This window comes from Pontibacter sp. HSC-36F09 (assembly GCF_024171605.1).
In the GTDB taxonomy this organism is placed as follows: Bacteria; Bacteroidota; Bacteroidia; order Cytophagales; family Hymenobacteraceae; genus Pontibacter.
The window spans coordinates 838,817-861,074 of the sequence record NZ_JALKAA010000001.1; the positions used below are offsets into that span (position 1 = coordinate 838,817).

Annotated in this window: 18 protein-coding genes; 9 read left to right on the forward strand and 9 right to left on the reverse strand. The window is 50.6% G+C overall.

Features of this window, described 5'->3' with window-relative positions; all coding sequences use genetic code 11:
• Positions 1-74: 74 nt before the first annotated feature.
• Positions 75-1,760, reverse strand: coding sequence for a S41 family peptidase (locus L1278_RS03915; protein WP_253401146.1), 1,686 nt, complete (start codon positions 1,758-1,760; stop codon positions 75-77).
• Between the two features lie 702 nt (positions 1,761-2,462).
• On the opposite strand from L1278_RS03915, the gene ruvX reads away from it, so the two are divergent.
• Together ruvX and def are read left to right on the forward strand one after the other, a co-directional pair.
• Positions 2,463-2,879: a Holliday junction resolvase RuvX gene (ruvX, locus tag L1278_RS03920; protein WP_253401147.1), complete on the forward strand. Its 417-nt coding sequence runs from the start codon at positions 2,463-2,465 to the stop codon at positions 2,877-2,879.
• Positions 2,876-3,436 carry a peptide deformylase gene (gene def / locus L1278_RS03925; RefSeq protein ID WP_253401148.1) on the forward strand — a complete coding sequence of 187 codons (561 nt, stop codon included), beginning with the start codon at positions 2,876-2,878 and terminating at the stop codon, positions 3,434-3,436. The genes ruvX and def overlap by 4 nt, the downstream gene beginning before the upstream one ends.
• A 79-nt stretch (positions 3,437-3,515) precedes the next feature.
• On the opposite strand, the gene L1278_RS03930 is transcribed toward def, so the two are convergent.
• The 4 genes from L1278_RS03930 to L1278_RS03945 all read right to left on the reverse strand — a co-directional run bounded on the left by L1278_RS03930 (position 3,516) and on the right by L1278_RS03945 (position 7,258).
• The gene (locus L1278_RS03930; RefSeq protein ID WP_253401149.1) at positions 3,516-4,391 is read right to left on the reverse strand and encodes a hypothetical protein; all 876 of its coding nucleotides are present in this window, start codon (positions 4,389-4,391) and stop codon (positions 3,516-3,518) included.
• A gap of 119 nt (positions 4,392-4,510) precedes the next feature.
• Complete coding sequence (lepB, locus tag L1278_RS03935; RefSeq protein ID WP_253401150.1) at positions 4,511-5,593, reverse strand: signal peptidase I; 1,083 nt, start codon at positions 5,591-5,593, stop codon at positions 4,511-4,513.
• Between the two features lie 180 nt (positions 5,594-5,773).
• The gene (locus L1278_RS03940) at positions 5,774-6,196 is read right to left on the reverse strand and encodes a DUF1810 domain-containing protein (RefSeq protein WP_253401151.1); all 423 of its coding nucleotides are present in this window, start codon (positions 6,194-6,196) and stop codon (positions 5,774-5,776) included.
• A gap of 27 nt (positions 6,197-6,223) precedes the next feature.
• The gene (locus tag L1278_RS03945) at positions 6,224-7,258 is read right to left on the reverse strand and encodes a patatin-like phospholipase family protein (protein WP_253401152.1); all 1,035 of its coding nucleotides are present in this window, start codon (positions 7,256-7,258) and stop codon (positions 6,224-6,226) included.
• Positions 7,259-7,406: 148 nt separating this feature from the next.
• Here L1278_RS03945 and L1278_RS03950 point away from each other — a divergent pair, with 148 nt between their 5' ends.
• Both L1278_RS03950 and L1278_RS03955 read left to right on the forward strand, forming a co-directional pair.
• Positions 7,407-8,420, forward strand: coding sequence for a zinc dependent phospholipase C family protein (locus L1278_RS03950; protein WP_253401153.1), 1,014 nt, complete (start codon positions 7,407-7,409; stop codon positions 8,418-8,420).
• Between the two features lie 119 nt (positions 8,421-8,539).
• Positions 8,540-10,108: a serine hydrolase gene (locus L1278_RS03955; protein ID WP_253401154.1), complete on the forward strand. Its 1,569-nt coding sequence runs from the start codon at positions 8,540-8,542 to the stop codon at positions 10,106-10,108.
• Positions 10,109-11,107: 999 nt separating this feature from the next.
• Here L1278_RS03955 and ettA read toward each other — a convergent pair.
• Positions 11,108-12,778 carry an energy-dependent translational throttle protein EttA gene (ettA, locus tag L1278_RS03960; protein ID WP_253401155.1) on the reverse strand — a complete coding sequence of 557 codons (1,671 nt, stop codon included), beginning with the start codon at positions 12,776-12,778 and terminating at the stop codon, positions 11,108-11,110.
• A 367-nt stretch (positions 12,779-13,145) separates the two neighbouring features.
• On the opposite strand from ettA, the gene L1278_RS03965 reads away from it, so the two are divergent.
• The 3 genes from L1278_RS03965 (at position 13,146) to L1278_RS03975 (ending at position 15,759) form a co-directional block, all read left to right on the forward strand.
• Positions 13,146-14,459: a DUF349 domain-containing protein gene (locus L1278_RS03965; RefSeq protein WP_253401156.1), complete on the forward strand. Its 1,314-nt coding sequence runs from the start codon at positions 13,146-13,148 to the stop codon at positions 14,457-14,459.
• A gap of 277 nt (positions 14,460-14,736) precedes the next feature.
• Entirely contained in the window at positions 14,737-14,958 is a 222-nt protein-coding gene (locus tag L1278_RS03970) for a DUF2795 domain-containing protein (protein ID WP_007652164.1), read from the forward strand.
• Positions 14,959-15,030: 72 nt separating this feature from the next.
• Positions 15,031-15,759 (forward strand): ABC transporter ATP-binding protein, encoded by a 729-nt coding sequence (locus L1278_RS03975; RefSeq protein WP_253401157.1) that lies wholly within the window; start codon positions 15,031-15,033, stop codon positions 15,757-15,759.
• On the opposite strand, the gene L1278_RS03980 is transcribed toward L1278_RS03975, so the two are convergent.
• Positions 15,756-16,448 carry a 2-C-methyl-D-erythritol 4-phosphate cytidylyltransferase gene (locus L1278_RS03980; protein ID WP_253401158.1) on the reverse strand — a complete coding sequence of 231 codons (693 nt, stop codon included), beginning with the start codon at positions 16,446-16,448 and terminating at the stop codon, positions 15,756-15,758. The genes L1278_RS03975 and L1278_RS03980 overlap by 4 nt on opposite strands.
• Before the next feature lie 132 nt (positions 16,449-16,580).
• Complete coding sequence (queA, locus tag L1278_RS03985) at positions 16,581-17,627, reverse strand: tRNA preQ1(34) S-adenosylmethionine ribosyltransferase-isomerase QueA (RefSeq protein ID WP_253401159.1); 1,047 nt, start codon at positions 17,625-17,627, stop codon at positions 16,581-16,583.
• Positions 17,628-17,809: 182 nt separating this feature from the next.
• Here queA and L1278_RS03990 point away from each other — a divergent pair, with 182 nt between their 5' ends.
• Positions 17,810-19,057, forward strand: coding sequence for an ABC transporter permease (locus L1278_RS03990; protein WP_253401160.1), 1,248 nt, complete (start codon positions 17,810-17,812; stop codon positions 19,055-19,057).
• 140 nt (positions 19,058-19,197) lie between these two features.
• Entirely contained in the window at positions 19,198-20,061 is an 864-nt protein-coding gene (locus tag L1278_RS03995) for a TIGR00730 family Rossman fold protein (RefSeq protein ID WP_188501006.1), read from the forward strand.
• Between the two features lie 96 nt (positions 20,062-20,157).
• Here the strand turns inward: L1278_RS03995 and L1278_RS04000 are convergent, their stop codons facing one another.
• A complete protein-coding gene (locus tag L1278_RS04000) occupies positions 20,158-22,248 on the reverse strand; it encodes a hypothetical protein (protein ID WP_253401161.1) in 2,091 nt (696 codons plus the stop codon).
• Between the last annotated feature and the right edge of the window lie 10 nt (positions 22,249-22,258).

Here is a 22,258-nt window from a genome sequence, read left to right on the forward strand (position 1 = left end):
CTTTTCTTTGGTTATGGTTTTCAAAAGCTACCCTACCAGGCGCTCTTTCTTATACAAATAAAAATTTTGGTTTGTTATACGCCACCTTTGGCCAGACGCTGCGCCTTTCCAAACTGACGCAAGGCTTCTTGAAACTCCTCATCTTTTTCGTGCAGGATCGGGAAGAAACCCGGATTGCCGTATACGCTTCGGCCAATAAAGGCTTTTACATTGTTGCGCAATAGGGACTCCGACCGCTTAAACTGCAAATCGTCATACGTCACATCCGACTGCGCCGCCAGTTTCAGCAAGTCCTTCATCATCTTGTCTGATATGTTGAAAGACTTGATGTACTTATCCATCTGCATCTTCTCCAAGTCTTTGCGGTTGTCGTTGTAGTAGGCCAAGGCATACTCGCGTATCACGTTCTTGCTATACAGTTGCCCCAGAAAGTCTGAGATCTCGGTGGTGTCGCGCGCCACAAACACGTCGGGCATGATACCGCCGCCTCCGTATACCACACGGCCTTTGCTTGTCTTATACTTGAGCGAATCCACAAATAGACTACTGTCCGGATGGAAGTACTCGCCGTTCTCGAAACGGTTCAGCATGTCTTTCTGGTAATCCTCGGTACCGGCCACATAAGGTTTCTGGATAGAGCGGCCGCTTGGGGTATAGTATCGCGAAATGGTCAGGCGCAACTCCGAACCATCGTTGAGCGGAATCGGCATTTGCACTAGTCCCTTACCGAACGAACGGCGGCCCACGATCAGAGCGCGGTCGTTGTCCTGCAGGGCGCCGGCCACAATCTCGGAGGCAGAGGCGCTGCCCTCGTCCAACAGCACGATCACAGGATTATTTTCGAAGTCGCCTTTGGTGCGGGCAAAAGATTTGGAGTCGTAGCGGGAGCCTTTGCCGTCGGTATACACAATCATCTTGTCACCGGCAATAAACTCGTCGGCCATGCGGGTAGCGTGGTCCATGTAGCCGCCGGGGTTGCCGCGCAAATCCAGGATCAGCTGTTGCATACCTTTCTTCTTCAAAGCCGAAAGCGCCACTTTAAACTCGTCAAAGGTATTGGAGGCGAAGCGGCTCACTTTGATGTAACCGGTGTTGTTGTTCACCATGTAGCTCACATCCACCGACACGGTCGGAATTTTGTTGCGGGTGATGGTAAAGTCGAACGGCTTCTTATTGTCTTTGCGAAGTACCTGTAACTTCACATCAGTGCCTTTCGGTCCGCGCAGGCGCTTAAATACACCCTCGTTAGCAATGCCCGTGCCGGCTACATTCTCGCCATCTACCGAAATAATTTTATCGCCAGCCTGTATACCTGCCGCCTCTGACGGACCGCCACTCAGGGGCGTGATCACATAAATCGTATCCTTGAAAATATTGAATTCCACACCGATACCTTCAAAATCGCCTTCCAGGTATGAGCGGGCCATAGCCAGGTCGGCAGCAGGAATGTAGGAGGTATGCGGGTCGAGTTTCTCGAGCATTTTGGTGATGGCGTGGTCGGTGAGTTTCTCGGTGTCCACGGTGTCCACGTAGTCGCGGTCGATGTAGCTGAGCACGTCACGGAACTTCAGATAAGCTTTAGCAGTGCTTTGTGGGTTGGTATCGGAAGGTGAAAAGGTGTTCGCACCGATCAGCACTCCAACCACCAGGGCCAGGGCAATGTATAGGGGCAGGCGCACCTGAAAGGGTGTGTTGCGGGGTTTGCCCTGTTCGGCTGCTTCCAGCTCCGCCTGCGGGTTATGTTTGGTTTCTTCGCTCATCTCGATCTCTAAAAACGGTTAAATATAAAGCTAAGCGGGCGCTTTTGTGCAGCTTTATGGAGATAAATATTCACGCTTCTCTATGCAAGGTTTCTTTATAGGTATACCTGCATGCTGTATAGCTTGTTATTCTTTGAACAAAGCTTTGGTCGGGTTTTATTCCATTTTAGTATAAAATAATGCTGTAGTAAGTGTTTTGGGTTAGTTGCCTGTGTTGTCCTTGCTGCGTAGTGGCGGCTGTTGGAGGTATAACAACTTGAGTTGTTTCATTGCTTCGCCTGTGCGGCGGGCACCTACTTTATTTCTTGATGAAAAAATCGAGGGCCCCTACCCCCAGTAAGCAAAAAAATCAAGACGCTTTTAAACTCGCTGACCGCTCAAACAAAAAATCGTCATTTGGTGCACCTGGTTAGGGATTTTTGTTTCATAGCTTAAGGGGTAAGTTAGTCTTGCTATACCTGCCAGTTGTATGTCTGGTATATGATAGGAACTACAAAGCTTATACCAGTAAAGTAGTAATTACAGATTCCCCTCCTTGGACAAGGAGGGGCAGGGGGATGTTAATCGTGCACGAGAATCCTGTAAATCCTGATTCAGACAAGGAAACACCTGACAATTACAATTCCCGATTAAATCCCTTAACTTTGTATTTTTAAGCGCGAGCCTTTTGTTCACAGGCAGCAAAGGCAAAAATCAGGTATAATGGCGAGAATTTTAGGTATAGATTATGGCAATAAGCGGGTGGGGCTGGCTGCGACAGACGCGCTCCAGATCATCGCTTCGCCACTCGAAACCATACACGCCAAAGACGTACTCGCATACCTGAAAGCTTATACCCAGCGCGAGTCCGTGGAGGCTATTGTGGTGGGCATGCCCCGTCGCCTGACCGGCGAAGCGACCGATGCAACGCCACATGTTATCGGTTTTGTGCGTAAGCTCCAAAAGGAGTTTCCGGGTATACCGGTGCATACCGTGGACGAGCGCTTTACCTCGAACATGGCCCAAAAAGCGATGCTGGCCGGCGGGCTCAAGAAAAAAGACCGTCAGGACAAAGGCACAGTGGATCGCGTGAGTGCCGCCATAATTTTACAGTCGTATTTAGAAAGCAGAGCAATATGATTTACCCAATTACCGCCTATGGCGACCCGGTGCTAAAGGAGCCGGCGCAGGATATCCCCAAAAACTATGAAGGTCTGAACGAGCTCATCGAAGACATGTATACCACCATGTACCATGCGCATGGCGTGGGTTTGGCTGCTCCTCAGATCAGCAAGAGCATCCGTCTGTTTGTGATTGATTCGGAACCGATGATAGACGAAGGCGACGAAGGCAAAGGCGTGAAGAAAGCGTTCATCAACGCGGAGATTATTGAGGAGGATGGCGAAGAGTGGGGTTTTGAAGAAGGCTGCCTGAGCATACCGGGTGTGCGCGAAGTAGTATACCGTCCGGAGCGCATCGTGATCCGCTACTTCGACCAGGACTGGAACGAGCACACTGACACCTACGACGGCATGACAGCCCGCGTGATTCAGCACGAATACGACCACATCGAAGGCATCCTGTTCACTGACCACATCTCCGGCCTAAAGAAACGCCTGATCAAGAACAAGCTCACCAAAATATCGAAAGGTGAAGTGGATGCGGATTACCGCATGAAGTTCCCGGTGAAGCGATAAGCTATACCTGACCCGCAAAAAAAGCGCCTGCCCCAGAGATGAGGTAGGTGCTTTTTTATTGCTTAGTTATAATTTCACGCTATTCCGTTACAGTTAGTGTATAGGTGTTTACCATGTTGAAAGGTTCTCCTCCGTATGGATTCGGCCATATGTACTCCTCTCCGTTTGCAATTGTCCCGTCTTCAGCTGCAGTTAGTTTAATGTGTATGGTTTTCTCAGGGTTGAAGCTACCTGTTTTGTTAATTTGTAAAACTTCATAGCTATTGCCTTGAAGGGGACGATCGAAATGCCGTGGCTCAAGAACCAGGTGTGTTTCTTTCGTGTAATGCACTCCTTCTTCTGCAGTACCCGAAAACGAAAGCGTAACTTTCTGAGGCTTTGTAAAGACCCTGTCCGTCATTACCACGAGATAAAAACGGCCCTGATTGCTAAGATGCGCTACATTTAATGTCTGTGTTACATCTCGCTCAGCCTTTTTGAACAAACCGAAAACTGGCTTCGGCGTTATATCCTGGTAATTCAAGCTTAAGCTGTCTTTGGGCAGCACCATGCCATTTTCATAGCTGTATACTTGTACTCCAAAGGTACCATTGCCTTGGTATACTTCATCTTTATCCACCCGCAGTTGTATAGTTCTTGTTCTTTCCCCAGCAGGTATGGGTATGCGCGTCAAATTTCGTTGCTTGCCATCCACTTCTGCAGTAATCCACCCGTCATCATGACGGATCTCCCTGTCCATAAACATTGCAGCCCCATCCAGGTATAGATATTTAAGTTCTTTGTAAGTTCTGTCCATCTCGACAGTCAGTTCAACAGCTTCGCCCCCTTCTACTAGCGTCAGGCTGGAGCTGCTTACGCTCACCTGTAAATTGGCGGGGTTCACGTCATCATCCTTGCAACCAGTTAAAAAGATGCTCAGGCATAAACCCAGACCGAGTAGTGCTTTAGATTTCATAGGCGTTTAAGTAAGAGGGTTAATAGACATTGATATAAAGATATACTCCTGAAAGACAATACTCTAACAAGCAACATCCATACCATATTTACTATATCCTATGTTTTTGCCTGCACCATTTACTCTATCCAGCTGAACAACCTGCTCCAGCGCACTTTTTCAAGCATTTTCGCCTCCTCGTCCATCGAAAACCAGGTAAAAATGGGTTTGCCTACGATGTGGTCTTCCGGTACAAAACCCCAGTAGCGGGAGTCGAGGGAGTTGTGGCGGTTGTCGCCCATCATGAAGTAGTAGTTCTGTCGAAAGGTATAGCGCTTCGCTTCCTGCCCGTTCAGGTATAGCTTGCCGTCGCGCACTTCGGCATTCTCGTTTTGTTCGTAGTCCAGGATGATCTTTTCATAGTGCGGCAGCGTTTCTGGAGTGATGGCGACCGTTGCGCCTTGTTTCGGGATGTAGAGCGGGCCGTAGTTATCGCGGTTCCAGCCGTGGCTGCCGAAAATACCCGGTTCCGCCTCGCCGGCTTGCATTTGCTGCAACTCCACCTGCCTGATAAAATCGAGTGAGGCCAGCGCCTGGGCCTTAGCGGGAGTCGTGTGCAGGATGTAACCGCCCGGCACAGGGTATAAGTCAGTAATGTCGCGCTCGCGGAAGAACTTGGGTTGCAGCACTTTATTGGTGGCCACAAAGTAAGCGTACTGCATCTTCTCCGGATGGTCGAGTGGCTGACCGTTCAGGTATAGCTGCCTGTCACGGATCTCGAGCATATCGCCGGCTATACCTACGCAGCGCTTCACATAATGCGTGCGCTGGTCCACGGGGCGCTCCTCCTCCACCGGCAGGTTAAACACTACCGGGTCGTTACGCTTGATTTCGGAAAAGCCGGGAAGGCGGAGCGACTCCAGCTGCAATGCATCAGAATAGGCAGGTATGTCGGTGCCCCAGATGGTCTGGTGCGTGAGTGGCACTTGCAACGGCGTGATAGGCGTACGCGGACCATAATGCAGCTTGCTCACAAACAAGCGGTCGCCCACCAGCATCGACTTCTCCATGGAAGAGGTAGGTATAGCATAGGCCTCAAACGTAGCCCACCGAAAAAAGGTGGACACGACGACGGCAAACATCAACGCGTTACCCCATTCGCGCAGGGCACTCTTCCTGACTGTCTTTTCGGCTGTTTTTTTCTTCCAGAATCTTAGCTGCATCTTTTAAAGTATAGTGGGTTTACTATACTTTAACTGCATTAAGGTTCAGCAAATTATAACTGTAGCCAAGAAAATTATCAGGCTATACCTTATAAAAATAAAACAGAGAAGGTATAACGATAGCCGCCGCACTGAAACCAAAGTCGGAACTCTACAAGTCGGCTGAGACAGAAACTGGTTTTATCGCAGTAGCTCCCGGGTCTTCTCATCCGCTTCGCCCTTATAATATTTATCCAGCACAGCTTTAAACACGGGGTCAGCATGGGGCACAGCCGCAAACAAAGTCATGCTGGAGCGCAGTTTCAGGTCGTCGGGGTTTCCTAAAATCTGGTTGGCAGTTTTACCCTCCAGCGCCAGCATAGCTTTAGAGATCTCAACCAGGCGAGACCCCAGTACAGGGTGTTGCAGGTATAGCCGGGCCTCTTCCAGATCTTTGATGGCGTAGAATCGGGCGGTTTCGCTATACCCCAACCCTTGCAACTGCGGGAAGATAAACCACATCCAGTGACTACGCTTACGGCCACTTTTTATCTCAGAAAGCGCTTGTGCATAGCTGTCAGTTTGGGCATCCAGAAATCGGGTCAGGCTATCGGCGTTTTTCATATCGGAGGTATAGGGGTAATGGCTACTTTAGTTGTGAGTACTGCATGTACGCAGCAGGTAGTTTGCTGTATACTCCCTGCCACTCTGGATCAGGCTGTTTTTTTCCTCTTTTGACATCTTCCTGATGCGGGGACTGATATCGACCGATGAAACAGAAATAGTCCTGGCCCAGTCCGCTTCGGTTAACTCATTCCGATTCAGGTTCTCGATAACCAAGGTATAGAGCGCCGCTATATAATCGTTCAGGTTCCGGATGTCGGTGGGCACCAGCTCTCTCGTATTGGCATCTTCCTCAATCTGTAAATCCGAGTCTACCCTTATACCTATGGTACCTTTGTTGGGTATACGTTGCTTTCTTCCTGTTGCGTCCGCTACAACACTGTCGAACATGGTGATGGGAAAGTTGCCTATGACGCCACCATCCACCACAACATCCAGATCCTGGCCTTCACCCGGCTTTTTGTATACCTTGCCATCGCTATCTATAAAGACGGCCTTGAAGTAAAGCGGTATAGAAATCGATATTCTGACTGCATCCCTCACTTTCATGTTCGGGTAATTTTCCCTGGAAAAAATAAGAAGCCGCTGCTTATTTAAGCTTGTTGCGGTGATGTACAGATCCTTATACCCCAGGGCGCTCAACTCCTGAAAGGTGATATCCGGATTCCCCGTTTTTTCTTCGATCAGCTTAGCGGTCCAATCCATGAATTTGTCACCCCGGTACCATCCGTACAGCTTGTGCATGCGCACAAAGCCGCCGACAAACATAAAGCGGCCATCATTGAATTTCCTGAACTGCGTGGAAGAGACGATGTCCGCTATTTCTTCGGAGGTATAACCCAATGATACCATCATGGCCGTAATGGCCCCTGCCGATGTGCCGCCGACTTTCTCTATACCCTGCAGCTTGCCATGCCGCTCCAATTCGTCGATAACACCGGCGTAGGCAATGCCCCGTATACCTGCCCCCTCAAAAGCCAGGTTCCTGATTTCACAATCCTGGCCGTATACCTGCGTGGTAAGCAGGCAGAAGAGAATGGCAAGCCTAGCATAATGCTTCATAAAGAGATGGGTAAATTCGGTTTCATGCAGGTGCTGATAAATAAGGCTGCACAGGTATAGGATTGCTGCCTGCCAGATACGAACAGCAAAGTGGCCAGCCATGTGGCGTCTAATATACAAATTCCCCGATTCTCCGTACACCGCAGATATGGCTTTCCGACAAATCGCTGTATTGTTGCTTCTCTCATTCCTGCTGCCGCTCACCGGGTATAGCTGGGGCTTTTTTGCGCACCAGCGCATCAACCGGCTGGCCGTTTATACCCTGCCGCCCGAAATGGTGGGCTTCTACAAAAAGCATATCCGCTACATCACCGAAAATGCCGTGAACCCTGACCGCCGCCGCTATGCCGTAGTCGGTGAAGCACCCCGCCACTACATCGATCTGGATGTGTACGGCGACAGTGCGCTCTATAAAATGCCCCGCTTCTGGCAACAGGCTGTGGAGCGGTACGGCGAAGACACGCTGATGGCGCATGGTATCGTGCCCTGGCACATCAACCGCATGAAGTTCCAGCTCACGCAAGCCTTCAAAGACCGCAACCTCGACCAGATTCTTCGCCTTTCCGCCGACATAGGCCATTACATTGCCGATGCTAGCGTGCCCCTTCACACTACTCGCAACTACAACGGGCAGCTAACAGACCAGCGCGGTATCCACGCTTTCTGGGAAAGCCGCCTTCCCGAAATGCTCTCCGACAACTACGACTTCTTTGTAGGGCAGGCCCAATACATAGAGCAGCCGCAGCTCAGAGCCTGGGACATCGTGGCCAGCGCCCACCTGGCCCTCGACTCGGTGCTTGGGTTTGAGCGGGAACTGACGCTGGAATTTGATGAAGAAAAGAAGTACAGCTATGAAGTGCGCGGCAATCTGACTACTCGGGTATACTCCAGGGAGTTTTCGGAAGCTTACCACCGCCGACTGAACGGGCAAGTAGAGCGGCAGATGCGTCTTGCTATTCACAACGTGGCCAGCTACTGGTTTACGGCCTGGGTAGATGCGGGTCAGCCTGACCTGCGCCAGCTAGCTTCTATCCTCTCGGTTGAAGAACAGGAACGATTGCGCATGGAGCTGAAAGAATACGAACAGGGTCCGCACCTGCCGCGCGAAGAAGGTGAAACATACTTGCACCGAAACACATGGATTTCAGGCCGAAAAGAGTAGACCTGCGGCTCCCCGCAAAAGCAAAAAATCTTTACTGGCGTCTATACAACAACGAGCAAGCGGCATTATGCAAAGGACATAAAATTATATAACTTGCCTTTGTAAATACTGACTCACCCATGAGCTATACCTATACCTTCTTCAAGCGCATTGCGCTGTTCTTTACCCTCGCCACCATCATTAGCCTGCAAGCCTCGGCCCAGCAAAACACAGCCGCTACCCTGCAAAAGCTCGACGCCTACTACCAGAAAGCCCTGAAAGACTGGGATGTGCCCGGCATGGCCATCGCCATTGTACGGAACGACTCCGTTATTTTCGCCAAAGGCTACGGTGTGCGCGACCTCAAGGCAGGCGGACAGGTAGACGCCAACACCGTATTCGGCATCGCCTCCAACTCCAAAGCCTATACTGCTGCAGCGCTCGGTATACTCGTGGACGAAGGCAAGCTCAACTGGAACGACAAGGTAACAAAGCACCTGCCCTGGCTGCAGCTGTACAACCCCTACGTAACGCAGGAGCTCAACATAGAGGATTTGCTCAGTCACCGCGCCGGTTTCCGCACCTTCAGTGGTGATTTGCTCTGGTACAACACCACCTACAGCCGCCGCGAAATTCTAGAACGCGCCCGTTACCTGCAGCCCGCCTACAGCTTCCGCGACGGGTATGGCTACTCCAACCTGATGTTCATCGCCGCCGGCGAAGTGATCGAGGCTGTGTCAGGACAGAAGTGGGAAGACTTCATCAAGCAGCGCTTTTTCGGCCCGCTGGGCATGAACCGCTCCTATACCTCCGTAAACGAACTGACTGGCAAAGACAACATTGCCTCTCCGCATGGATCAGACGAAAAGCACAAACCTTACCCGACTACTTTCACGGCATGGGACAACTGGAACCCGGCGGCAGGTATATTCACGAGCGTAAACCAGCAAGCCCAGTGGATGCGACTGCAACTCAACCGTGGAACATACATGGGTAAGAAGATTTTCAGTGAAGATGCCAGCCGCATGATGTGGACCGCCCATAACGCCATGCCTGTTTCAAAACAATCTGAGGCTAATGTGCCCTCCACACACTTTTCGGCTGCTGGCCTGGGCTGGATGATGAACGACTATGAAGGCCGCAAAATACTGGCGCATGGCGGTGGCCACGAAGGTATGAACAGCCGCACCGTACTGGTACCGGAAGAGAACCTCGGCATCGTGATTCTGACTAACAGCATGAGCAGCATTATGTCACCGCTGGCTAACTATACCTTAGACCAGTTCTTCGGAGTACAAAACGGCCGCAATTGGAGCCAGTTCTCGCTCGACAACTTGGCCAAAGCACGCAAAGCGCAGGAAGAAGCGGCCGCCAAAGCCCCCAAAGAAAAACTACGCAAGAGCAAACCAACCATGGACCTGGAGGCCTATGCCGGCACGTACAACAGCCCGCTTTATGGCGACGCCACCATCACGGTACAGAACAAGCAACTCGTATTAGATTTGGCTCCTGCTCCAGCCTTGGGTGGCAAGCTCACGCACTGGCAGCACGATATCTTTAACCTGGAGTGGAAAAATAACTTTGCCCTGCTCACACCTACTAAAGTGCGTTTCATTGTTGGGCCTGATGGAAAAATTGCCGAAATGCGACTCGATTCCAATAACCCTGATTTTCACTTCAGTGAGTTGGAGTTTAAAAAAGTTAAATAAGCGGACTCTAGAATTAAAAAACAGCGGGGCCATACCTAAAACTAGGTATGGCCCCGCTGTTTTTTTAAGATACTGCTCTTAGTAAGCTACAATAACAGAAACGATGCTTGCAACTGCAAAGTATCCTGCTATAACAATGTATGCGAGTGCATCTTCATCAAAGTAAAGTTTTTTCATGAGTGACAACCTTTTAAACGTTAGAAATGCTTTAAAATACCTTTGGCCATCTTGGTAATCTTTACGCATTACGCCCGCAAACGTTGCACTATTTTAAAAGTTATTATAACTATTTATATATGAATATATAGATATTAATACGCTTCTTACATACAAGTACTTACGACAGCATTAGACCTCTTTACCCTGTTACGTAGCCATACGCATACTGGATACTTTAGCCGTAATTTTCTTAGCCTTTAAAACAACAAGGGCGATGCTTAACAGCATCGCCCTTGTTGCGAATTTATATAGGTAAGCTAAATTATGCTACTGCTACTAGTAAACTACTTATTGCACCACCAAGTACAAAGTAAGCAGCAACAATTACATTAGCCAAAGTTTCATTAAGAGTAAATTTTTTCATGACAATAGAACGTTTTAAGGTTTAGTTTAGACATTATTATTTTAAGCATAAAAAAATTCACTTCTAGTAAAACATATTCATATTTCTCCCAGAAGATGTTGCAAATAAATATTAAATAAATGTTATATGCAAACAATTGAATATAATTTCTGTTTATTATAACAATACCATGCCCCAAAATCCATAGTCCATCTTTATATATTCCAATACGCTAATAATCAAGCACCTATATAACAGCAAATTATAACTTGAATAATCCTATAAATTTTTTGTTGAAAATTTTCCCAAAATAATTTCATAATAAAAATATACTCTACCTGATCAGTGCCTAAAAAGCAAAATCCCCTGCCGACCATTAGGCCAACAAGGGATTTTTCAAAAACAAAGCATTGGTTTTCAGCACAAAACAGTGCAATCTATACCAGCTTTTTATAGCGTATGCGCTTCGGCTCTGTATCACCCAAACGCTTCTTCTTATTCTCTTCGTAATCTGTGTAGTTACCCTCGAACCAGTATACCTGGGAGTCGCCTTCAAAGGCCAGAATGTGCGTACAGATACGGTCCAGGAACCAGCGGTCGTGCGAAATGATCACGGCGCAGCCCGCAAAGTTCTCCAGGGCGTCTTCCAGCGCGCGGATGGCATTCACGTCCAGGTCGTTGGTCGGTTCATCGAGGAGCAACAGGTTACCGCCTTCTTTCAGCGTCATGGCCAGGTGTACGCGGTTGCGCTCCCCGCCCGATAGCTTATCCACTTTCTTCTCCTGGTCACCGCCCGAGAAGTTGAACTTGCTCACGTACGCGCGGGAGTTCACCTGTCGGCCGGCCATCATCATATGCTCCGTTCCTCCTGAGATCACCTCAAACACCGACTTGTTCGGGTCCAATTGCGTATGCTCCTGGTCCACATAAGAGATCTGCACAGTAGAGCCTACTGTAAAGTCACCTGCATCTGGTTTTTCCTGACCTGTGATCAGCTTAAACAAAGTAGTCTTACCGGCACCGTTCGGACCGATGATACCTACAATACCACCCTGCGGCAGGGAGAAATTCAGATTCTCAAACAACAGCTTGTCGCCGTAGGCTTTGCTGATATTGTGCGCTTCAATAACCTGCGCACCCAAACGTGGGCCATCAGGTATAAAGAGCTCCAGCTTCTCCTCTTTCTTAGAGGCTTCTTCGCTGGCCAGCTTGTCGTATTGGCTGATACGGGCCTTCGACTTGGCATGGCGGGCTTTCGGCGCCATACGCACCCACTCCAACTCACGCTGCAGTGTTTTCTGGCGCTTGCTTTCTGTCTTCTCCTCTTTTGCCAGGCGGGCAGCTTTCTGCTCCAGCCAGCTGCTATAGTTGCCTTTCCATGGAATACCTTCGCCGCGGTCGAGCTCCAGGATCCAGCCCGCCACGTTGTCCAGGAAGTAGCGGTCGTGGGTTACGGCGATCACAGTGCCTTTGTAGTGCTGCAAGTGCTGCTCTAACCAGTCCACCGACTCAGCGTCGAGGTGGTTGGTAGGCTCGTCCAGCAACAGCACGTCCGGCTCCTGCAGCAACAGGCGGCATAAGGCGACGCGTCGCTTCTCACCACCCGACAAGTTGCCGATCACGGCATCTTCCGGTGGTGTGCGCAGGGCGTCCATGGCGCGCTCCAGTCTGTTGTCCAGTTCCCAGGCATTGTGGTGGTCCAGTTTTTCCTGCACGATCCCCTGGCGCTCGATGAGTTTGTTCATCTCATCATCCGTCATCTCCTCAGCGAACTTCATGTTGATCTCGTCGAACTCCTTCAACAGGGCAACCACTTCGCTCACACCTTCCTCTACCACTTCGCGCACCGTCTTGGTCGGGTCAAGCTGCGGCTCCTGCTCCAGGTAGCCCACAGAGTAGCCCGGCGACCAAACTACTTCGCCGCGAATCTCCTTGTCCACGCCGGCAATGATTTTGAGCAGGCTCGACTTACCGGAGCCGTTGAGGCCCAGCACGCCTATTTTGGCGCCGTAGAAAAACGAGAGGTAAATATTTTTAAGTACTTGCTTTTGTGGCGGGTAGATCTTGCTCACCCCAGCCATTGAGAAAATAATGGTTTCGTTGCTCATTTTACTGTATATCAGTTTAGTACTGCCCGCAGGCAGCAAGTTAAATTCACATTGAAACGGCATTTACAGCGCCCTACCCGACAAATGTGTCCGGTTTAGCCATTTTTTATGCCGACAAATACAAATATCGTAAAAATTCATGTGTTTATGGTTCACAAAAGTGCTTTGAAATCACTAAACTTGTAGAAAAACTGTATGGGAGAAGTCCGCACAGACTTATCGTGGCACCAGGTCAGGTTTTTATCAGGAGACTTCCGCGGCTAATCTGCAGACTGTCAACGCTACAACCTGACTTGCGTATGCTAAGGTTAGTCTAAAATTTTGGACCCTTTGCCCTTTTATGTTCCGATTCTAACCCGATCCTTAAATGGAAAACAACGACCTATTGGAAGAAGCCAAAAAGTATGGCTTTATTCAGGACCAGCAAGTATGGCTGAAAGCTTTTATGACCTACCCCGACAGAAAGGTAGGCGAGGTGAAAGAATCAGAGGAAGACTCGCTGGTTTATTTTGCCAGGCGCTTTCACATGTTCAGCGATAAAGTAAACGCCCTGCTCGAGCGCATCGCAACTTCCGAGAACAAAGGCTCTTTCCTGATGAAGGTGCTGCACATGAAAGACCAGGTAGGTAACTATGATGCGCTGGGTGACTTTGAGTCTATCTACCATACGCTGAGCAAGGCGGAGGAGGATATAAATGAGACCATCAAGCAGAACCGCGAAAAGAACCTAAGCATCAAGATCGGGCTTATACAGGAGGCAGAGGCACTGCAGGACAGCCTGGAGTGGAAAGAGACTTCTGACAAGATGAAGGACCTCCGCGCCACCTGGATCAAGACTGGCCCTGTGGAGAAAGACCTTACCGAAGAGATAGAGGAGCGCTTTAAAACAGTGCTGGAGTCTTTCTTTGAGCGCAAAAAGTCCTTCTTCAACGACAAGAAGATGATGCAGAACCGCACGTACGACAGGTATAGAGACCTGATCGCCAAGTCTGTGGCGCTGCAAAACTCTGAGGAGTGGGAAGCCACAACGGCCAAACTGAAAGACCTGCAGACACAGTGGAAGCAGATTGGCGGATCGTTGCCGCGCGCCACGACCAACAAGCTATGGACTGAGTTCAGAAAAGCCCACAACCACTTTTTTGAACGCCTCAAAGTGAAGATCACAAACGAGAAAACCGACTCAAAAGAGAAGTACTACGAAACCAACCTGGAGCGCAAGCAGGAACTGGTAGGCCAGGCCGAGCAACTGCTCCAGCACAACAGCCTGAACGACGCCGTGAAGCGCGCCAAGGAACTGCAGGCCGAGTGGAAAAAAGTAGGCCCTGTGCGACCTGATGTTTCAGATGCGATTTGGGAGCGCTTTATCAAGGCCTGTGACCGTGTATTCGAGATGAGCAGCCTGGAGCACTATATCCGCAAGCGCCAGCAGAACGCTAACGAGACCTATGGCCACGAGGAAGGGCTGCTCGCCCGCATCAACGCCCTGCGCGACTTCATCAAGTCTGACCGTCAGGAGTTGGAGGTGCTTGAAACGAACCTGGGCAAGCTGAGCGAAGCGCCAAGTAACGATTCGTTCCGCAACATGCTTCTGGGCAAGATCCGTAACTTCAACCGCAAGATTACGACGAAGCAGGCGCTGATCGAGATGTTTCAGGAGCAACTGAGCACGATCAACAAATAGAAAAATAAAGATTTAACTATATCTTTTGAGAAGGCGTCTGTTGCGAAAGCGGCAGACGCTTTCTATATTTACATACAGCCCAATTCAGGGGAGATCGCAGTAAAAAGTGGGGTCTGAAAAAATTTGACTCAAAATGAACATTTACTGTGCATTTGCGTTGTTTTGGTAAAAACAATCACAAAAAGCAATAAATATTTCAAAAAAATTTTAGTTTGTGAATTAATTCATACTTTTGCGAACTATTTTTTACAGCCATTAAGTTAAGGAGACACATACTATGTATTGGACACTGGAATTAGCATCATACCTCGAGGACGCACCTTGGCCAGCCACTAAGGACGAGCTGATCGACTATTCTATCCGCTCAGGCGCACCTATGGAGGTGGTAGAGAACCTGCAGGCACTTGAAGATGACGGGCAGCCTTATGAGAACATCGAGGAGATCTGGCCTGACTACCCTACCAAGGAAGACTTCATGTTCAACGAAGACGAGTACTAATTAGTGATTCATTAGATAAAGAGGATTGATCCTTCGATCTTCTGTTATTCAATCTTCACTTTTCGTTACTCATTGAACAACATCGTTGAAGTAAAAAATCTGGTTGCGGGTTATGAGCGTCGAACTCTGATCCGCAACCTTTCTTTTTCTGTGCCTGCACAGGCATTTGTGGCTATTGTGGGCCATAACGGAGCAGGTAAGACAACCCTCTTCAGAGCTTTTCAGCAAAAAATACCCTACCAGGGGCAGCTCCTGCTGCAGGGTCAGGATTTACGCAACGCCAAAGACGCTGCAGCCTCCGGCCTTCTCTCCTATCTTCCCCAAAAGAACATTGTCTCCTTCTCGATCAGCGTGCTTGACCTGGTGGTGATGGGTCTTTTTCGAAAGAAGAGCTTTTTTGAGAACTATACCGCCCAGGATTACGCCCAGGCCCGTGCCACGCTGGCGCAGCTGGAACTGATGCACCTGCAGGAGCAGGACTTTACAACCCTTTCAGGAGGTGAACAGCAAATGGTATGGCTGGCGCAACTGATGCTGCAGGACGCCGATGTCGTGTTGCTTGACGAGCCGACTCAGCAGCTGGACGTCTACTATAAGAAGCAGGTATTCCGACTTTTGCAGCAGTGGGTACAGCAAAAAGGCAAAACGGTGTTCTGCATAACACATGATCTCTACAACTTGCAGCCAATGCAGGGCTTTCTCCTCAACCTTTCCAAACCCAACCCTACACTCGAGCCGCTTTCCCCCGAAACGGTGCAGCAGAACCAGGAATATCTGGAAGCGCAGCGCATTGTTCGCTAACCCATCGACTCAAACTGCTTCACAAGCACTTCGGCCAACAGCAAATCTTCCGGCGTTGTGATCTTGATGTTACTATAGCTGCCTTCCACCAGCGCTATACCTGCGCCCAGCTGCTCTACCACCGATGCATCGTCAGTGAAGTGCTCCTGCTCGGGCTGTTCGTAAGCTGCCCGTAATAGGCTGGACTTAAAGCACTGGGGCGTCTGCACCAGCTTATACCTGGTGCGTGGTACGGCTTGGCTCCCGCTCCCGGTAAGCTCCCGGATAGAGTCTTTCGGGGAAACAGCCAACACAGCAGCCCCCGATTCAGCCGCCTGCTCAAAGGCCGCCTTGATGATGCCTGTGCTTATAAATGGCCGCACGCCATCGTGCACAGCTACCAGCGCCTCGCCATGCACCGTTGCCAGTCCATTCTTCACAGAGCCGAAGCGGGTCTTTCCTCCCGGAACCGCCATGTGGAATATAGGAAATTTATACTGTTTGCATAGGTTTCGCCATACCTGCAACTGGTCCTCCGGCAGCACGACTACAATCCGTATATCAGGGTTGTAGGTATAGAACCGCTCAATGGTGTGCATGAGGATAGGCTTGCCAGCAAGTTCGATGAATTGCTTGGGCATAGTGTGCTGCATGCGGCTGCCCGTGCCACCGGCCACAATAATGGCGTATTGTTGCAAAGCTTTCTCCATAGGATAGGTATAGGTATTGTAGCAGTATGTTGTGCTGAGCAATTGCCAGCTGTGCTAATTACGAAGCTGCAAATAAAACAAAAAGCCCCGACTTTGGAGAGCCGGGGCTTTGCTAAATATCTATACCTGCTATTAGAGGATCAACATCACGTCGCCGTAACTGAAGAAGCGGTACTTTTCTTTTACGGCTTCTTCGTAGGCTTTCATCACTAGTTCATAACCACCAAAAGCAGCCGTCATCATCAGCAGCGTGCTCTCCGGCATGTGAAAGTTGGTTACCAGTGCATTGGCGATCTTGAAGTCATACGGAGGGAAGATGAAACGGTCTGTCCAGCCCTCGTTTGGCTTCAGGCGGTTGCTCGCCGACACTGACGACTCCAATGCACGCATGGTCGTTGTGCCGATGGCACATACGCGCTTCTTGTTGTCCAGCGCTTTGTTCACCATTTCGGCTGTCTCGGCTGGCACCATGAAGTTCTCAGAGTCCATCTTATGCTTGGTCAGGTCTTCCACATCCACCGGGCGGAAAGTGCCCAGGCCCACGTGCAATGTAAGCGGCGTTACATCCACCCCTTTGATTTCGAGGCGCTTAAGAACCTCTTTCGTGAAGTGCAAACCAGCAGTTGGAGCAGCTACGGCGCCTACGTTTTTGGCATATACGGTCTGGTAACGTTCCTTGTCTTCCGGCTCGGCTTCGCGGTTAATGTACTTAGGAAGCGGGGTCTCGCCCAGTTCGTTAATGGTCTTGTAAAACTCCTCGTCCGGACCATCGAACAAAAACTTGATCGTGCGGCCGCGGGATGTCGTGTTGTCGATTACTTCTGCTACCAGGTCGCTGTCGCCAAAGTATAGCTTGTTGCCTACACGGATCTTGCGGGCCGGGTCTACCAGCACGTCCCACAGGTGGATGTCCTTGTTAAGCTCACGAAGCAGAAACACTTCGATCTTGGCACCGGTTTTCTCTTTGTTGCCATACAGGCGGGCCGGAAATACTTTGGTATCATTTACTACCATCACATCACCCTCGTCAAAATACTCCAGGATGTCTTTGAAGATGCGGTGCTCAATTTTGCCCGTGTCGCGGTGCAACACCATCATGCGCGACTCGTCGCGGTTGGCGGAAGGATGCGCTGCTAGCAGGTTCTCAGGTAGCTCAAACTTAAATTCTGATAACTTCATACTTTTTATAATACGGTATAAATCGTGCTGACTTGGAATGGCCTGTATCGGATAATATGCCAGTTTCCCGAAAATTCGGCCCGGCTTACCCATGATACAATTAAAAAATCAAACCGCAAATTTACTTAGTTTGACCGAAATATTCTTACTTTTAAGAAAATTACTTTGCTATACGCCAATCTATGATCTACATCCGCCTAATAGCTGAAAGTTTCCGCTTTGCATGGCAGGCCTTACGTGCTAACCTGCTCCGAACGATCCTCTCCCTGCTGGGCGTTACAATAGGCATTTTCGCCATCATCTCGGTTTTCACGCTGGTTGACTCGCTCGAGCGCAACGTGCGCGACAGCATGAGTTTTATTGGCGACAAGGTGCTGTATGTAGAGAAGTGGCCCTGGAGTTTTGGCGGAGAATATCCCTGGTGGAAGTACTTTAAGCGCCCGCAGCCCAACACCCACGAATACCGCTTGCTGGACCGCAACCTGACCAACGACGCTGGTGTGGCTATTTTTGCCAACAGAGGACGTAGTCTGTTTAAGTATCGCAACAACAGCTTCAAAGACGCCGGCCTGATGGGCGTTACCTACGACTATAACAAAGTAACGGAGATTCCGGTGGCCGAAGGCCGCTACTTCGTGCCGCAGGAGGTGGACGCCGCCCGAAATGTGATGATCATAGGCGACGAGGTGGCCAGCACGCTCTACCCAGGCCAGTCAGCCATTGGGCAGGAGCTCAGAGTGAGCGGACATAAGTTTACGGTAATCGGTGTGATGGAGAAACAGGGCGAAAGCATGTTTGGCATGCCTAACTTCGACCAGATGGGAATTGTACCCTACGGCACGTTCAGCAAGATGTACGCGACCGGCCCCAACGGCATTGGCTCGACCATTGCGGTAAAGGGCCGCGACGATGATGTGGGGCTGCTGGAACTGGAGTATGAGGTGCGCGGCATGATGCGCAACATCCGGGGCCTGAAACCACGCGACGAGGACAGCTTCGCCATAAACCGCCCCGAAATGGCTACTCAGGCCATCACAGGCCTGTTTCAGGTCATCGGCCTGGCTGGCTGGGTGATCGGCGGCTTTGCGATTCTGGTGGGCGGCTTCGGCATTGCCAACATCATGTTCGTGTCCGTGAAAGAGAGAACCAACATCATCGGTATACAAAAATCACTGGGCGCCAAAAACTATTTCATCCTGTTCCAGTTCTTGTTCGAGTCTGTGTTCTTGAGCGTTATTGGCGGTGGCATCGGCATCCTGCTGGTATTTCTACTCACGCTTATACCTCAGGACATGATGAAGATATCACTCTCTGCAGGCAACATAATTCTGGGCCTTGGCGTATCGGCGGTGATAGGTATGCTGTCGGGTATCATCCCGGCGGTGCTCGCCTCAAACCTGGACCCGGTGATTGCCATTCGCTCCAAGTAAAAAAGACACAACCGTGGCTGCAAATTTTAACCTCCATGCTGCAGTCACAAGCCCTTAAAATTGTTTATTAAATGAAGAAGGCACCTTTACGTGAGGTTGCCGCAGGAGGTCTGCCTCCTGAAGAAGACGAAGAAAGATTTATGGCAAAGCTTAGAAAGACAAGCAAAACGAAACTCAACGACGAGTCACATAACAGCGGCAGCGGACAAACGATCCTAAACCCGGACGTAAACGAAAATAAAGCAAAAACCATTACCGACCTGCGCGAGGCGGGGCACGTGCAGGCCCCGCCTGCCTCTGCAGAGGACATCAAAATTAGAAAGGCCTTTGTAGACAAGGACTGGAACGAGATCAAGATCGCCGACTCATGGCAGATCTTCAAGGTGATGTCGGAGTTTGTGGAAGGCTTCGAGAAGATGGCCAAGATCGGTCCCTGCGTTTCTATTTTCGGATCGGCCCGCACCAAGAACACGCACAAGTACTACGTTATGGCCGAGGAGATCGCTGCCAAGCTGGTACGCCATGGCTATGGCGTGATCACGGGCGGTGGACCGGGCATTATGGAGGCCGGTAACAAAGGCGCGCACTCTGAGGGCGGCAAGTCGGTAGGACTGAACATTCACCTGCCATTCGAGCAGTTCAACAACATCTACATCGACTCTGATAAGCTCATCAACTTCGACTATTTCTTTGTGCGCAAAGTGATGTTTGTAAAGTATGCGCAGGGCTTCATCGTGATGCCGGGTGGCTTTGGCACACTCGACGAGCTGTTTGAGGCGATCACCCTGATCCAGACCAAGAAAATCGGTGCATTCCCGATCGTGCTGGTGGGCCGCGAATTCTGGGGAGGCCTGTTTAAGTGGGTGGAGGACGTGATGCTGAACACAGAAAGCAACATCAGCCCGGAAGACCTGAACCTGGTGCACATCGTAGACGACGCCACCGAAGCGGTGAAAGTGATCGACGATTTCTACAGCAAATACCTGCTGTCTCCAAACTTCTAGGAAGAAAGAACCATCTACAAAAAAGCCCCGCCGATCTCCGGTGGGGCTTTTTTTATTCAGAAAAAATCAAAATCCTCCTTCTACTTGTCCCTGACTTCAGTTCAACAGCTTCACTTCAAATGAGGTGCTTCCACTGATAGGTATACCTGCTGCTGTCTGGCTCTGCACCCTTATTTCAAACACACCGGTTTCGTCGGAGGTATAGAACGTGAAAGTAGCGCTGCCGTCGGAGTTGGTCTGCAGGTATGGCTGCCAGTAGAGCTGCTGCCGGAAGTCCGGGATCTGGGTTTGCGTAGCGTCACCAGAAGTTGGCACGACAAAGTTTCGGGGCAGGTTATACTGCTCATAGAGGACGGGCAGGCCCTTTTCCTTGAGTCGCTCCCGGGCCCCTCCGCTTTTGGTGTAGATGGCGAACATGCCGTGGTCTACCAGGCGCCCCAGGTTGCCGGCGTATAGTTTCTCCTCTGACCAGGCAATCTCGATAGAGGCAATATCATTCAGGTCGAGCGCCATGATTTCATCCATGTTCTCCAGCATCACGCCGTCCAGCAGGTATAACGGCTCCTCTTTCATCATGCGCTTGGTTTCGGAGGACACGTATAGTAGTCGCACAGTTTGTTTCCCTTTCTTTTTGCGCATACGAAGGTTAGTAGATACCTCCCGAATGGCCTCCTCTACATCCTGGAAAGCAACATACTCATCCAGCTTGAACACCCGGTCGGCTGGCAAGCGCGTAAGCGGAGCAGTGGCATGCGGCTCTGTCAAACCGTAGATCTCATGGATATTAGCGCGAGTATAGTGCTTCTGCGCAACGCTGATCACATGCGGTGGAAGCGCCTGCACAAAGGCCGTGTCTAGGTGTTTGGCGAAAGTTTCCTGCTGAAAAGGCGCGTTTACATCCGCCTGCCGCATGGGTTCTACCAAGGTCTCTCTTCGGAAGCGGGCTTCGGTTTCATTTCTGGCAATGGCCTCCCACAGCTCCTGGTCAGTTCCATACCTTTGCTGCATCTCGTTTACAGCGATAAAACCATTTGGCTGCTGAAGAGCGGAACGGCGCTCCGCTACTGAGGCTGCGAGCCAGGCAGCGGGCGGCAGTCCCTTTACGGTGACGGTAACTTGCTGGCGGGTGCCATACTGCTGGCAGTCGGCCTGGATTTCTATACCTGCTGCATTAGGTAGCCTCCCCTGCTGCTCGGCTACTACCAAACCACCCGTATTGAGCAGCAGCAGGCGGCATTCTGGTCGTGCTGCATCGCGCCACGGCACCGTAACCTGACTGGCTCCGGTTACATGCTGCGAGAAATAAACCATTCCCCCGGAAGCGGCCACGAGCACATGCCCTGTCCCTGACTTGCCCTGCACACGCACAGGTATACCTGCTGTACCTGCTTGGCCAACCGCCAGGGCTATACCTTGCGGCTTTGGCTTTGGAAGAATCACTTGTTGCGGTGCATAGCCCTCTACCTGCAGTTGTGCCACCAAGTCCTGCTCTTCTGTGGCCGTCAGGATGAAAGTTGCTATACCTGTTTCGTCGCTTTTGAAAGTAGTGATAGCCTGCCTGGCCGTATCCCTCAATATACCCTGGGCGGCTATACCTATACCTGCAGCATTGGTCACTGTCGCTACTATTTTGGCAGGCACCCCGGCAGGCCAGACACCGGACTCGGGGAAGAAGCGCACCTGTAGCGGTTTGGCCTTTGCCGACTGTGCCTGCAGCGCCCTGACTTCGTTAGGGTTCACGATGGTGAGTTGCTCCCGCCAGTGTTGCTGCGCGCTGAAGTTCCTCATCCAGTTGGTGGCGGCCTGCAAGGTATACCTACCCGATGGTAAGTCTTTTGGCAACAGAAAGTCTCCTTGCGCTTTGCCGTCTTCGATAACCAGCCGCTGGCTGATCAGGGGGGTGCCTTTCGCATCCAGCAGTTCAACGTAAAGCACCCGGCTTGCGGGAGCAGTTGAGCTCTTTTGCACGGCAGCGCTGTACCAGAGGCGCTCCCCGGTTATGTACCAGGGCTGACTGTGAACCAGCTGTACCTGCTCGTCGGAGAGTTGGCGCTGCACCTGGGCGGCAGCTACTTTGGTCACTTGCTCATGCTGGGCAAAGGCGGGTAGATTAAGGCAGCACATGGCTAGCAACCAACCTGCAGCCGTCAATTTCCTGCTCTTTATTATTCCGGGTTTGATCATCATCCAATAAGTT

Coding starts and splice junctions, on each gene's coding strand:
- def (WP_253401148.1), top strand. CDS start 2,876: ATGATTTACCCAATTACCGCCTATGGCGACCCGGTGCTAAAGGAGCCG.
- L1278_RS03955 (WP_253401154.1), top strand. CDS start 8,540: ATGAGCTATACCTATACCTTCTTCAAGCGCATTGCGCTGTTCTTTACC.
- L1278_RS03990 (WP_253401160.1), top strand. CDS start 17,810: ATGATCTACATCCGCCTAATAGCTGAAAGTTTCCGCTTTGCATGGCAG.
- queA (WP_253401159.1), bottom strand. CDS start 17,627: ATGAAGTTATCAGAATTTAAGTTTGAGCTACCTGAGAACCTGCTAGCA.
- L1278_RS03945 (WP_253401152.1), bottom strand. CDS start 7,258: ATGAAGCATTATGCTAGGCTTGCCATTCTCTTCTGCCTGCTTACCACG.
- L1278_RS04000 (WP_253401161.1), bottom strand. CDS start 22,248: ATGATGATCAAACCCGGAATAATAAAGAGCAGGAAATTGACGGCTGCA.
- L1278_RS03950 (WP_253401153.1), top strand. CDS start 7,407: ATGGCTTTCCGACAAATCGCTGTATTGTTGCTTCTCTCATTCCTGCTG.
- L1278_RS03965 (WP_253401156.1), top strand. CDS start 13,146: ATGGAAAACAACGACCTATTGGAAGAAGCCAAAAAGTATGGCTTTATT.
- L1278_RS03915 (WP_253401146.1), bottom strand. CDS start 1,760: ATGAGCGAAGAAACCAAACATAACCCGCAGGCGGAGCTGGAAGCAGCC.
- ettA (WP_253401155.1), bottom strand. CDS start 12,778: ATGAGCAACGAAACCATTATTTTCTCAATGGCTGGGGTGAGCAAGATC.
- ruvX (WP_253401147.1), top strand. CDS start 2,463: ATGGCGAGAATTTTAGGTATAGATTATGGCAATAAGCGGGTGGGGCTG.
- L1278_RS03940 (WP_253401151.1), bottom strand. CDS start 6,196: ATGAAAAACGCCGATAGCCTGACCCGATTTCTGGATGCCCAAACTGAC.
- L1278_RS03980 (WP_253401158.1), bottom strand. CDS start 16,448: ATGGAGAAAGCTTTGCAACAATACGCCATTATTGTGGCCGGTGGCACG.
- lepB (WP_253401150.1), bottom strand. CDS start 5,593: ATGCAGCTAAGATTCTGGAAGAAAAAAACAGCCGAAAAGACAGTCAGG.
- L1278_RS03930 (WP_253401149.1), bottom strand. CDS start 4,391: ATGAAATCTAAAGCACTACTCGGTCTGGGTTTATGCCTGAGCATCTTT.
- L1278_RS03970 (WP_007652164.1), top strand. CDS start 14,737: ATGTATTGGACACTGGAATTAGCATCATACCTCGAGGACGCACCTTGG.
- L1278_RS03995 (WP_188501006.1), top strand. CDS start 19,198: ATGGCAAAGCTTAGAAAGACAAGCAAAACGAAACTCAACGACGAGTCA.